The organism is Streptomyces sp. LZ34, from assembly GCF_053890475.1.
In genome coordinates this window covers 6,716,413-6,728,438 of record NZ_CM132680.1, presented here as the reverse complement: position 1 = coordinate 6,728,438, position 12,026 = coordinate 6,716,413, and the positions used below count along the sequence as shown (strand labels likewise).

14 protein-coding genes are annotated in these 12,026 nt (G+C 69.7%); 2 read left to right on the top strand and 12 right to left on the bottom strand.

The window, feature by feature from the left end; genetic code table 11:
• Position 1 precedes the first annotated feature (1 nt).
• The 10 genes from ACWY4P_RS27540 to ACWY4P_RS27495 form a co-directional block, all read right to left on the bottom strand.
• Entirely contained in the window at positions 2–193 is a 192-nt protein-coding gene (locus ACWY4P_RS27540) for a hypothetical protein (protein WP_404746054.1), read from the bottom strand.
• Between the two features lie 221 nt (positions 194–414).
• Positions 415–2,763 carry a hypothetical protein gene (locus tag ACWY4P_RS27535; RefSeq protein ID WP_456203025.1) on the bottom strand — a complete coding sequence of 783 codons (2,349 nt, stop codon included), beginning with the start codon at positions 2,761–2,763 and terminating at the stop codon, positions 415–417.
• Between the two features lie 82 nt (positions 2,764–2,845).
• On the bottom strand, positions 2,846–3,586 hold the full coding sequence (locus tag ACWY4P_RS27530) for a hypothetical protein (RefSeq protein WP_456203024.1): 741 nt from the start codon (positions 3,584–3,586) through the stop codon (positions 2,846–2,848).
• A gap of 1,066 nt (positions 3,587–4,652) precedes the next feature.
• On the bottom strand, positions 4,653–4,856 hold the full coding sequence (locus ACWY4P_RS27525) for a hypothetical protein (protein ID WP_456203023.1): 204 nt from the start codon (positions 4,854–4,856) through the stop codon (positions 4,653–4,655).
• A gap of 22 nt (positions 4,857–4,878) precedes the next feature.
• Positions 4,879–5,799, bottom strand: coding sequence for a DUF2637 domain-containing protein (locus tag ACWY4P_RS27520; protein ID WP_456203022.1), 921 nt, complete (start codon positions 5,797–5,799; stop codon positions 4,879–4,881).
• The gene (locus tag ACWY4P_RS27515; RefSeq protein WP_456203021.1) at positions 5,796–6,251 is read right to left on the bottom strand and encodes a Pycsar system effector family protein; all 456 of its coding nucleotides are present in this window, start codon (positions 6,249–6,251) and stop codon (positions 5,796–5,798) included. Before ACWY4P_RS27515 ends, ACWY4P_RS27520 begins: the two co-directional genes overlap by 4 nt.
• Positions 6,248–6,901, bottom strand: a complete 654-nt coding sequence (locus ACWY4P_RS27510) for a GGDEF domain-containing protein (RefSeq protein ID WP_456203020.1) — start codon at positions 6,899–6,901, stop codon at positions 6,248–6,250. Before ACWY4P_RS27510 ends, ACWY4P_RS27515 begins: the two co-directional genes overlap by 4 nt.
• A complete protein-coding gene (locus ACWY4P_RS27505; RefSeq protein WP_456203019.1) occupies positions 6,898–7,272 on the bottom strand; it encodes a hypothetical protein in 375 nt (124 codons plus the stop codon). The genes ACWY4P_RS27510 and ACWY4P_RS27505 overlap by 4 nt, the downstream gene beginning before the upstream one ends.
• Positions 7,269–7,568, bottom strand: coding sequence for a hypothetical protein (locus ACWY4P_RS27500; protein ID WP_456203018.1), 300 nt, complete (start codon positions 7,566–7,568; stop codon positions 7,269–7,271). Before ACWY4P_RS27500 ends, ACWY4P_RS27505 begins: the two co-directional genes overlap by 4 nt.
• Before the next feature lie 96 nt (positions 7,569–7,664).
• A complete protein-coding gene (locus ACWY4P_RS27495; protein WP_456203017.1) occupies positions 7,665–8,441 on the bottom strand; it encodes a DUF4097 family beta strand repeat-containing protein in 777 nt (258 codons plus the stop codon).
• Between the two features lie 1,212 nt (positions 8,442–9,653).
• Here ACWY4P_RS27495 and ACWY4P_RS27490 point away from each other — a divergent pair.
• Together ACWY4P_RS27490 and ACWY4P_RS27485 are read left to right on the top strand one after the other, a co-directional pair.
• The gene (locus ACWY4P_RS27490) at positions 9,654–10,424 is read left to right on the top strand and encodes a helix-turn-helix domain-containing protein (RefSeq protein WP_456203016.1); all 771 of its coding nucleotides are present in this window, start codon (positions 9,654–9,656) and stop codon (positions 10,422–10,424) included.
• Complete coding sequence (locus ACWY4P_RS27485) at positions 10,421–10,894, top strand: NUDIX hydrolase (RefSeq protein WP_456203015.1); 474 nt, start codon at positions 10,421–10,423, stop codon at positions 10,892–10,894. The genes ACWY4P_RS27490 and ACWY4P_RS27485 overlap by 4 nt, the downstream gene beginning before the upstream one ends.
• On the opposite strand, the gene ACWY4P_RS27480 is transcribed toward ACWY4P_RS27485, so the two are convergent.
• Both ACWY4P_RS27480 and ACWY4P_RS27475 read right to left on the bottom strand, forming a co-directional pair.
• On the bottom strand, positions 10,882–11,451 hold the full coding sequence (locus ACWY4P_RS27480) for an HD domain-containing protein (protein WP_456203014.1): 570 nt from the start codon (positions 11,449–11,451) through the stop codon (positions 10,882–10,884). The genes ACWY4P_RS27485 and ACWY4P_RS27480 overlap by 13 nt on opposite strands.
• A gap of 11 nt (positions 11,452–11,462) precedes the next feature.
• Positions 11,463–11,909, bottom strand: a complete 447-nt coding sequence (locus tag ACWY4P_RS27475) for a GntR family transcriptional regulator (RefSeq protein ID WP_456203013.1) — start codon at positions 11,907–11,909, stop codon at positions 11,463–11,465.
• Positions 11,910–12,026 lie beyond the last annotated feature (117 nt).

The window sequence follows — 12,026 nt, the reverse complement described above, 5'->3', positions numbered from 1 at the left end:
GTCAGGCGATGCGGCTGAGTTCGGCCGAGATGGACGCGATGGCCTCGTTGATCGTGGGAGCCAGGCCGGTGGAGGCGAGGCAGAAGCCGAAGAGGGCGGCGATGGTCGCGGCGCCGGGGCCCAGCACGCGCTGGCGGATCATGGCGATGACGACGATGCCGAGTAGGACGACGGTGGACAGCGAGACGACCATGGGGAGCCTCCAGAACGGGCTGCGGGCGGCTCCCTCGGGGTGAGGGAGCCGCCCGCAGCGGTTACGGTCTGTTGTTTCTAGTGGGTAGTGAGTACTGGGTAGTGGGTAGTGGGGTGCTCGCCGAAGAGGCTGTTGGAGTCGGATTTTCGGGCCTAGTGGGGTGTTCTAGTGGGTAGTGGGGTGCGCCCCACTACCCACTATCCGGTAACTGGTTGTGATGGCTAGGCGTGGTCGGGGTGGACGTAGACGGAGTGGGGTCCGTTGTCGCGGTAGACCAGCTGGCCGCGTTCGGCGGCGGCTCGCAGTGCGGCGCGTACGGTCTTGCGGTCTCGGCCGACCATGTCGGCGATGGCGGACGGCTTCATGCCCATGGGGCCGGCCGATTCGATCGCGTCGATCGCCTCGGCCAGCCAGTCGGGCCCGGACACGCCAGATCCCTCGCGGTGGCCGCTGCTTTCGACGTCGGCGGGGTCCTGGTCGGGCGTCGCGTCTTCCGGGTCGGTGCTGGGCGGGTTCGGGGGAACGTCGCGGTTGTAGGAGAGGTTGAGGCCGCGACGCCTCTCGCGGTCCGTGCGGCCGGTGCGGTCGGGTTCCTCGGTGGTGCCGTAGGTTTCCTCGATCTGGGCGAGGAGCTTGGCGGCGAGTTCGTCGGGGTCTTCCCCCTCGGCCCGACGCTGGTAGGACAGGTTCAGCGACCTGGGGCGACGCCGGTCGTCGGCCTCGGCCGCCGGCGGTTCCGGCTTGTCCAGGACGGCGGTCACCGTGCCGGTCCGGTCCGGGGCCTGGTCGTCGGTCTCGCCGCTCTTGACGGCCTCGGCCGCGGTCACCAGCCAGCCCGCCCGCTCCTGGGTCCACCGCTCGCGGTAGTCGGGCCCTGCTGCCTCCACTGAGACCTGGTCCAGGGTGGGGCGGCGATCGTTGGTGGCGAGCACCACGCGGCGCACCATGGACGGCAGGGACTTCCAGCCCTTGAACTCGGTGGGGGCGAAGCCGTTGGCGCCGCTGTCGCCGATGATGCCAGCGCCCTTCTCGTTGAGCTGAGTGCTGTCGATGCGCACCTTGGGGAAGAGCTTGCCGACGTTGTGCCCGGAGTTCTCGCCGGAGGTCAGAGCGATGGACAGCGGGGAGAACCGCTTGACCACGGTGTCGCCGATCGTGCTCAGGTTGCCGTCCACGGCGGTGAGGACCTTCCGGATGCCCATCGCACGGGTGGTGCGCATGACTTCCTTGATGAGCTCGGCCAGCTCCCGCTTCTCCGGCTCGCGCCGGTTGTTGGCATGTGCCAGGGCCTCGGCACCCTCATCGATGACGATCTCGATCTGCGGCAGCTCGGGCGAGATGGGCAGGAGAGTGGTGTCCTGCTGCCGCATCAGCTTCTGATACCGCAGCTGACGCGCCTTGTTGATGCGCAGCGCGGCCTTGAGCATCCGGATCGCTTCCTTCGGGGTGGCCGCGAGCCAGTCCACGCCCGGCAGGGTGCCGGCCGGGGCGGGGTTCTCCGGGTCGTCCGGCTTGATGAGTCCTTTGGCCTCCAGCCAGGGCGTGACCCACGGGATGCCGATGGCGCCCTGCTTGAGGTCGATGACCCAGGTCAGGACGTCGGTGCAGCGGGCGAATCCGGCGAGGATGACGTCCATGAACGTGGACTTTCCCGATCCGGGCGGGCCGAGCAGCAGCGCGCACGCCTCGCGGAGGAAGACGAGGATCGCCTCCCCGTTGGGCCGAAGGCACCAGGGGATCCCGGTGAGGATCGACAGGGGACTGTAGTCCTCGGGGTAAAGCTTCTCCTCCCGCATGATGTTCTTGGTCATGATGTCCAGGACGACCAGCCCTTGTGCGGCGCCTTCCTCGACGTGGACGGTGCACCCCAGCGGCAGGCGGGCGTCGGCGGCCAGGGCACGGGAGCGGGAGCTGATGCGGTCCCAGGTCACCCCGCCGCCGGGCAGCTCGGCCTCGATGGAGAATCCGGCGCCGGTCTCCCAGAACTCCACCGCCATGACCTTGACATCCACCATGCAGACCCGCTTGATGCGGTCCTGCCACTCACCGGCAACCGTTCGGCGGCGGCCGTCCATCTCGGCAGCGGCGGCCCGCGCGGCGGCGGTGAACCGCTCTTCTTCGGCGACCTCTTCCCACGCGGCGGTGTGGGAGACAGCCGCCCCGATGCCCACCCCGAGGGCGGCCAGCGATCCGGCCGCCACCCACGACAGCGGCCCGTGCGCCATGGCCCAGGCGGTCCAACCCCCGGCCACCAGCCAGGACGCGGCGCGAGCCACAGCGGTGCGCAGGGTGAGTTTGCGGCGCACGCTGTGGCCGACGCCGTGCCCCACGGCTCCAGCGGCGCCGATCAGCAGCGGCCACCCCTCCGGCATCCCGGTCGCGGTGCCCAGCAGCGCGGCGGCTGCGGCCCCGGTGGTCGCGGACAGGGCACCGGTGATTGGCCCATGGCCGCGGGCCCAGTCCAGCGGCGGCAGCGTACTGCCAGCACCCGGGGTCTTCGTCTTCTTGGTGCTGTTGAGGTTGAGTTCCTTGGGGCTACGGCGTTCTCGCGTCATCGATTCCTGCGTCATCAGTCCGGCTCCAGGCAGGGAAAGAGGCCGGGCCCGCACACCAGCTGGCGTGCGGGCCCAGGCACAGGGGTTGGGGCTGGGGTTAGTTGTTGGTGGTGTCCCAGCCCTCTTCGGCGTTGTTGCGGGGCTCCTCGTGGCGCCGGATGTCCTGCTCGTGGACGGTGCGGAAGGTCTGGAACGCGTCCTCGGCCTCATCGATGGCGAGCTGCAGCGCCTGGTAGATCGCGTCCAGCGACGTGCCGACTTCCGGCTCGAGCGGGAATTCCTCGTCCGACTTCTGGGCGAGGATCGCGAAGGTGTTCGCCACGCTCTCCAGCGCTTCGGGGAACCCCTTGATCGTGTCGTGGACGTGCATCATCCCGGCCGGTTCGTAGCTCTTGGCCGCGGCCTCCATCTCGGAGGCCGACTCGTTGAACAGGAAGCCGGGCCCTGTGGGCGTGGACATGGTGGTGGAACCTCCAGTGCTTGTGCCTGCGTAGGAGTGGTGACTGCGGGGAGCGCGGCGGACCGCAGGCGAGATCGGCTCGTCGTCCTCGGCGGCGGCTTCGAGCGTGGTCGCGTACTCGTCGCGGATCCCGGTATCGCGGTCTTCCCGGGCCCGGTTCGCCGCTGCGGCCAACCGGTCGTAGACGCGCTGGCCCGGCCACATCAGCCAGCGCCAGCCGAGCCGGACCCCGATCGGGTGAGTGATCATCCCAATGGCGAAGAACGGCACGCTGATGACGCCGGCCAGCGCCTTGCGGCCATAGCAGCGCAGCGCGGACATGGTCAGCCGCCGCCACAACCGCCAGCGGGCCCACGCCCGTTCACGCAGCCCCCGCATCCCAGCCAGCCGCCGCGCGGTGCGCTCATCCCTCGCCGCACGGCCCCTGGAACGCAGCCGCCGCCTGGCCTGCCGTATCCGCTCCCGAACCGAGCCCAGCGCAGCCCCAGCCCTACCGGCCAGAGCCCTGACGCCCCTGCCCCTGGTGCGCGGGTCGCGACCGCCAGCCGCCTCGGACCTCGGGGACCTCGACAAGTTCAACCGCCTGCCTCCTGCCCCCGCGCGGCCACTGGAGGAGCCCCTGCCCCTGGCCGCCCGCCGATCGGCCTTCCGCCCTTCCCTGGCCGCCCGCCGGGCATCGCTCAGGGCCCGCCGGTCAGCGGTGTCCGCGCGGCGCCGCTCGGCACGCGTGGGGGCGGCAGCCCGACGATCCGCACGAGCCGCCTTGACCGCGCCCAGCGCGCCCTTGAGGCCCTTCCTGCTGCGGCCGGCATCAGCAGCCCGGAGTTTGGCGGCCTGGCCTGATGCGCGCAGCGACCTGGCGCCGCTGCGGCCCGCACTGCCCGGAGCGGTACGGGAGGCGGCGCCTCGGGCCCGGTGTATGCCTCCAGCTCGCCCAGCACCGCCACGAGCCACAGCGGAGCCGCGCCGGCCTCGGGCGCCGCCCGAGGCAAGGCCCGTACGACCGGAGCGGGGGCCGGTCTTCCCACCCTCGGAGCGGCTGCCAGCGCGGGCGCCACTGGTGTCCCGCTTGGCCGCCGACCGGCGGCGGAGGGCCGCAGCACCGGCAGCGGTCACCGCGATGCCCGCGGCTGCCAAGCCCGTGACCGGGCCTCCGGCGGTGAGAACGGAGGCGGATACGGCGGCAACAGTGCTGTTGGCGCCGATGACCGTCAGCGGAACAGCAGGAAGACCGCCCGGCGTATGCGCCAGCCCCACGCCCGAAACGTCCGGCTCGACGTCCGAGCCGCGGTCCGGGGCGGGAGGTGCGTCGGGGGACTCTTCGTCATCGGTCGCGGTCTCGTCGGCGGTCAGGATGGTGTCGGACACTGGTCACACTCCTTTCCAGGAGCAGGAGGGGCGGCCCCGGCCGGGCCTGGACAGCGGGCCGGGGCTGCCCTGTGCGTCACTTCGAGTCGTTGAGGTAGGCCGCCAGGGCCAGGAGCGCGGTCGCCAGCTGCGTTTCGATGGCCAGCGTGGCGGGGTCATGGCTCTGGTGCACGATCTGCGCGCTCTGGATGTGGTCATACGCCTGGGCAGCCAGCTCATCCGGCCGCAGACGCTTCAGCTCACGGACGGACGTACGGCCGGAGAACAGCCGAGCAATCACGACAGGTCCTTTCAACAGGGGTTCAACCAGCGATCGCGGTCGGGAAGTCGGCAAGATGCGGCTCGCGGGCCTTGACCCGGCCGCGGGCGGTACGGGCGGTGGACTCCGAAGCGCCGAGCCCGGCGGCGGCCATCGCCTCCGTCATCCGCGCAGTGTTCGGCTGAGTGAAGTCCGTCCCGTACAGGGCGCGCACCAGTTGATCCACCCGGTTCGGGTAGATCACCGGCGAGCACAGGTCGACGGCCGTCGACCGCGCTTCGACGGGCGACGCCTCGACGTTGACGGCCGTCGGCACCGCTTCGACGCCAGGCTCGGCCGCCGGGAGCTCCGGCACCGCGACGGCGGCAAGAGCAGCGTCCGCGGGCGCCTCGGCCGGCGTGCGGTCGATGGTCGTCGTAACGGGCGTCGAGGGTGCTTCGACGCCCGGCAACGGGGGGTTGACCCCCGTCGTAGCGCGGCGGGCAAGGTAGGCGTGGACCTGGCGCATGAGCGCGCCGAACGCCAGCAGCGCGGCGACCGGCGGAACGGCAGCGACCACGTAATCCAGAGCGCCGGCGTTCTGGCCGACCCCGGCCACGTTCAGGGCGATCGAACCGCCGTCTCCCGCCGTGACCAGGCCGATTGCCCACCAGTCCACCTTGTGGGCGAGCGAGGCACGCAGGATCAGCAGCTCGCCGATCACGATGAACAGGTCCACCGTCGCGGGCCACACCCACGAGCGGGCCACCGCGTCGGCCATCCCGTGACGGGCGGCGACCTCCTGCAAGTGCTCGTACGACAGCCAGAAGGCCGCGGCCGTCAGGACGACCGTCAGCACCCCCGCAACCGCAGTGATCGCACGCTCGACGCTGACGGGCGTCGAAGCGGCCTTGACGCCCGTCAACCGCCCGTCATCCTGGACGGCTGCGACATCGCGTTCGGCGACGTTCGACAGTGCGCTCACAGCACACCCCCCACGGAGATACCGGCGGCCACGATCAGCAGGGCACCGGCCACGCAGGTCAGATCGACCGCGCGGCGCAGGTTGGCGAACTTGGCGACCGCGATGCGCGAGAGGTTCGCGATGTCCTGCTCACGCCGGTCCTCGGCGCGCTCGGCCCGGATCTGCTCGGCTGTGAGCGTTGCCCACAGTGGGAAGCCCATCGGGTTGGTGCCGCCCAGGTTCGGCCGCACCGCCCGCAGCAGCAGAGCTGCGGCCGTGACGAGCAGGGCCACACCCATGCCGCCGACCACATAGGCGGCGGCGGGAAGGTGCGCGTCGCTGGCGACGGTCCACACACCGGCCAGCAGAGCGCCGATGAACGCCAGCAACAGGCCGGTCTTGTTGTCGGTCCGGGCGATCTCCGCTTTCACCTCTGCGTGCGCGGCGGCAAGGTTGGCGTCCAGCGTGCTCACGCTCCCGCTCCTCCTTCGGCGTCGATGTCGGTGCCAGGCCGGCCGTCGCGGCGGCCGTTGACCGTGCGGTATGCGGGGGTGGGGTTGCTGGTGATGAGCCAGCCGCCGCCGGTCTGCTTGATCCCGTACATCGCCTCGTCCGCGACCCGCAGCGCGGTCGACAGGCTCGGGGCGGGGGAAGGGCCGTGATGGGCGCCGATCGAGCAGCCCAGCGGGATGAGGTTGCCGTCGAAGGCAACCGGCTCGCAGACCATCTCGTGCAGGGTGCGCAGCTCCACGGGCAGATCCGAGGTGTGCGGCATCGGTACGACGGCGGCGAACTCGTCCCCACCCAAACGCCCAACAGCCCCGTCCTGGACCTGCACCCAGGTGCCGAGACGTTCACCGGCCGCGCGGATGGCCGCGTCACCGGCCGCGTGCCCGTGGATGTCGTTGATCTGCTTGAAGCCGTCCAGGTCGATGAGCAGCACCGCGCAGCGCGTCTCGCTCAGCAGCTGCTCGGCGTGCTTCTCGAACGCGGCCCGGGTGGGCAGGCCGGTCAGCAGGTCCCGCCGGGCCTGGTCGAGGCTGCGGCGGAACCACAGCCCGTGCATGGTCCAACCGGCGGCCAGCGGCGCGGCGGCCGATATCGCGGTGAGCGTGTGACTCACGGCCGGCCCCCGCTCTCGCGCCAGGCGGCGGCCTCGGCGTCGGTGAGGATGCGGCAGTGCCAGACATCCACCGTGACGCCGTCGATCACGGTGTCGGTGGAGGTGTGCTGGAACACGGAGCCGTATCCGGGGTCCTCGGTGTGCTCGGTGACCTCGGCACGCAGCCGCTCGGCCCACGCCCTCACGCCCTTGGGGGCCGGCGCGTTCAGGCGGATCTCACCGCCGTACTTCAGCCGCACACCGGTCAGCGCCAGATCGGCATGCAGGGCCAGGAGCTCGCGGGCCACCTCGCCGGTACGCAGCAGCGTCCGCTCATCAGCGGCGATCATCTCCAGCAGCGGCTGGATAGCGGTGGTGTTGGTCGCGCTCATGCCGCCACCGTCTTCGGCGCGGTACGGCCCGCGCTGCGAGCCGGGCGCGGGAGGCGGCTGACGTTGTGGAAGAGCGTGGGGACGTGGGCCTCGATGGCCTCGGCGGCGATCCGCGTCGCGCGGTCGATCAGCTCGGGGTCGTCGGCGAGGATGTCGCGGGCCGCGTCCAGGCGGGCCGCGCGCTCCTCGTCGCTCTCGCCCTCCTCGCCGAGCCACAGCTCAAGCGGGGTGCCGAGGGCGAGTTCGAGGTAGTCGGTGTTCGTGGCCACCTCGTGGTGGCCGATGAAGCTCTTCATGGTGAGGCTCCGATGTCTTCGGGTGTGCAGGGGAAGCCGGGGCGGCGGGCTGTCCTTGGCCGGAGGCCGCCGCCCCGGGGCAGGGCGAAAACGCGGTCAGAGAGCCTGCGCGGAGCCGCTGACGCTGTGGACCCGGGGGTTGAGGTGCCGGGCGCCGGTGACCAGTACGTCGCCGGATACGGAAGTGGCGGTGATGAAGCCCGCGACCTGCGGAGTAGCGGCCAGGGTGATGTCGCCGGATGTGCTGTTCAGCTCGGCGCCGTTGCCGCTGTAGTGGTCGACGGCAACGTCACCGGAAACGGTGCTGACAGTGAGCCGCTCGGTGACGCGGACGATGTCCAGGTCACCGGAGGTGGTCTGTGTGCGCAGCTCGCGGGCGCCATTGACGTGCAGGTCGCCGGAGACGGAACGGAACTCCATCCGATCCAGGAACCCGTGGACTACGGCATCGGCGGACCCGGAGACCACCGCGAGCGAGGAATGCGAGGGCAGGAGCACCCTCGCGCGAATCTCGCTCACCTGCTGCATGTCCTGGAAACCGCCGCCGTGGATGACGCGGCCGTTGATGATGGTCAGGCCGGTCACGGAGCCGGTGACCACCCCGACGTGCTGGACGATCCGGTTGCCACGGACGGTCTGCGTCATCACGGGGCCCGGCAGCTCGGGGACTTCCACGGCCAGCGTCTGCCCGTTCTGGCAGGCGTGGGCGCGGTTGACGGCGTCGGCGGCCGACCCGGTGCTGTCCTGGGTGCTCAGTACCACCGAGGCTGTGGTGAGACTGTCGATGACCTGGGCGTCGATGCTGCCCATCGGCAGGTTGAGGCCCAGCACGACCGGGCCGGGCGTGGTCATCTGAAACGTGCGCTCCGTCATGCCGAAGCTCCTTGGGTGAGAGACGAAGAGAAGGCCGGGGCGGCGGGCTGTCCTGGCCGGAGGCCGCCGCCCCGGATGAGTCGGGCGAGAGAGGTTCGCCGAGGCAGCGGGTTCTACTTCCGTCCGCTACCGCCGCAGGAGCCACAGGGCTGTCGGCTCTGGGAACCGTTGCCGGTGATGACCCACTGGCCCTCACCGGTCCCGTTGCAGGTGGTGCAGCGGACCGGGGCGCCCATCAGCGGGTCCCGCTTCCGTTGCAGGAACCGCAGGTGCGCCAGGTCTGGCGGGTGACCCCGCCCTCCGAGGTGTCCTCGGTCCGACCGCCGGCGCCGCCACAGGAGCCACACGCAGCCATCAGCGCCCACCCCCCGACCGAACGCGCCGCAGGGCCTCATCCATGTCCGGGTCGCTGTCGTCGGGGTTCGCGGCGGGGATGCCGCGTGTCATGCTGGTGATCACAGGTTGCCTCCAACCAGGTGCCTGTTGCGGTCCCCGGGGGTGCATCCCTGGGGACCGCGCTTGTTTGGGCCTCTCGTCACGAGTGGCCACAGCCACCCGGCAACCGGCGCAGGAGCGCTGTTGTCGGGGACTGTGAGCACTGGTGCTCAACACACTGGGTTTGAGGTACGCGATCTCTTCCATCGCGTTTGATCGCCTTTTCCGGGAGGCGACGTACCCGTCGTACGCGGCTCTGGATCTGTGCCTCATCCCGCTCGCCCGAGGAGTTCGCAACTCGGGGTCTTGGCGCGGCGTCCGTTCCCTTGGGCAGACCCGTTCTTTTGAGTCGGTGGCGTGTCCCCCTGCACGGGGTGTGGGGCTCCGGTTGCTGCCAGGCCCGGTCTCGACCGACTGGTCTCCACTCACCTCGGCCGGTGTGGTCACGGCCGTCACGCTGTGGTGGATCACGCTGTTGAGTTGTTGAACCGGCCAAGCGCGCACCGTCGGCCCGTCTCGCGGGGTCCTTCGGGCACACGCATAGCGCGGTCTCACACACCGCCGAAGCGGAGCATGTATTACTTGTTCCTCAAGGTGGCAGATCAATTCCGCGTCGTCAACCTGAGTGGTTCTCGATGCCGGAACTGCCGCCCTCGATCAGCAACATGACCAGCATCGCGACGAAGTGACGGACACTCGACTCCGCGCATGTACGGCTTGCGCACGACCCGCTACAGTCAAAGTCGTCCCAGGACGTCCCAGGCGGGGGGAGACCGCATGGCGAACGAAAGGCTGCGCGGGGCCATCGTGGAGAGTGGCCTGACGCTGGAGCAGGTAGCACAGCGACTAGGCGTGTCTCCGAAGACCGTTGAGCGCTGGATCTCCGAGCCGAACCGCAAGCCCTACCGGCGGTTTCAGTACGCCGTTGCCTCGATGCTGCGACGTGAGGTCTCGTACCTCTGGTCGGATGAGCGGACCTCCGAGGAGGTAGCGGCATCCAGCGATTCGGAGGTCCTGAAGCTCTACCCCCACCGCTCCGTCGTCCCGCAGGATGCCTGGACCAAGCTGTACGCCGATGCCGTCACGCAGTTCGACGTGCTGGTGTACTCCGGCTTCTGGCTGACGGAGGAACCGCGGTTCCACCGACTCGTGCGAGAGAAGTCGGCGGCCGGCGTCACGGTGCGCTTCATGATGGGCGACCCCGACAGCCCGGCCGTCGCCGTACGGGGTGAAGACGAGGGCATCGGTTCGGCGATGGCGGGGAAGATCCGAAACGCGCTGCTCAACTACGCGCCGCTGTTCGGCCTCCCCAACGTGGAGTTCAGGCTCCACGACACGACGCTATACAACTCGATCTACCGCGCCGACAACGAGCTGCTGGCGAACGGCCACGTCTACGGAGTCGGCGCCTACCTGGCGCCCGTCCTCCACCTGCAGCGCGTCCCCGGGGGCGAGCTGTTCGACACGTACGCGGACAGCGTGGAACGCGTCTGGGAGACCGCTCGCCGCATCACCTCACCCACCGACTACGAAGGCACAGCCGCATGAGCCGTATCGACTACTTCCGCGACCCGAACGCGCCCCAGGCCAATTCGGTCGTACCGTCGGTCACCGCCGTCGTACGCGATGAGAACGGGAACCTCCTGCTCATCCACAAGACCGACAACGATCTGTGGGCACTGCCCGGCGGCGGGCACGATGTCGGCGAGAGCATCGCGCAGACAGTCGTGCGGGAGGTGGAGGAAGAGACCGGAATCTCGGTCGTCGTGGAAGACATCGTGGGGCTCTACACCGACCCTCAGCACGTCATGGCCTACGACGACGGCGAGGTCCGGCAACAGTTCTCAATCTGCTTCCATGCCCGCGCCATCGGCGGCGTCCTGCGCACCAGCTCTGAATCGAAAGAGGTCCGCTGGGTCTCCCCGGCGGACCTCGACAAGCTGGATATTCACCCGTCGATGCGGCTCCGGATCACTCACGGCCTGGACGGGGCGCGTACCGCTCCTTACATCGGCTGACCTGCCGCTTGCACTGCAGAGAGACGTCCCTCAACGCGATGCACCGCCGCGTGGATCTCTGGGGCGGCTCGCTGGATGAAGCGCCCCACGATGGTGTCGGGCCCATACCGGCCGACGATCTCGGCAATGCGAGCGTCGGAGGTTGTAGGACTGCCGACCGGAGTGGTCGTCATGTCGCAGAACACGAGCGCGTCGACCAGCTCCGGGCGCTCGAGCTCGAATTCGTCCTCCAGTTCTGCCCGGAGCCCGCGCTCCTCGGCCTCCAGAAGGGCGAACGAGTGGTGAGCCACCAGGCGGACGACGCGCTCATCGATGCCTTCCTGGTCGCGCAGAAAGCGGGCGCCGTCGAGCGGGTGGAACCCGGTGGAGGCGATCTGGGGCGAGTAGCCGACGTCATGCAGTACTGCCGCCGCCTCCATAAGGCCAGCGTCTTCCCCGAGTATCGGCTGCAGCGACCTGGCCCGCTCTGCCACCCCGAGGGAGTGCGACCAGCGCCGCGGGAGCGGTTCCGACAGCATCGATTCGGCGAGGCCATAAGCCCGCTCTGTGAGATCCATGGTGGCCAAGGCTACGAGTCCGCCTGCCCTTCTGGGAGAGCCCGAACCTGCCGCCGACGGTTCGGCCCCATCGCGATGAGCCCGCGGCCCTCCATCTGCGCGATCGCGGAGCGCACTGCCGTCCGAGATACCCCGAACTGTTCACACAGCTCGTTCTCGGAGGGGAAGGGGGCGCCCACCTCGACATCCGGGCCTCGCAGGAGATCAGTCACCTTCTCCACGAGCGGCCGGCGGTCGCCTGTACCTGTGACGTACCAGCCAGCGCCCTGTACAGACTCGATCACTCCGTCGCCTTTAAGAGCCTTAAGCGCCCGCCCGACTGTGGAGCGGCCGACACCGTAGGTGCGCATCAGCTCTGCCTCGGAGGGCAGCGCCTCGCTGATCTTGCCCTTCTCGATCTTCTGGCGCAGAGACTCCGAGATCTGCAAGTACGTACCTCGCGGACTGGCCTGCGGCACGTGGCCTCCTTTGCTTCTGATGAGGTTCGGACGTCTGTGGCCTAGCCTCGCACGTCTGGGAGCGAAGGAGCCTTCCTCAGAAAGATGAGCACGGGGGCATCGTTGGGTGCATTTTTC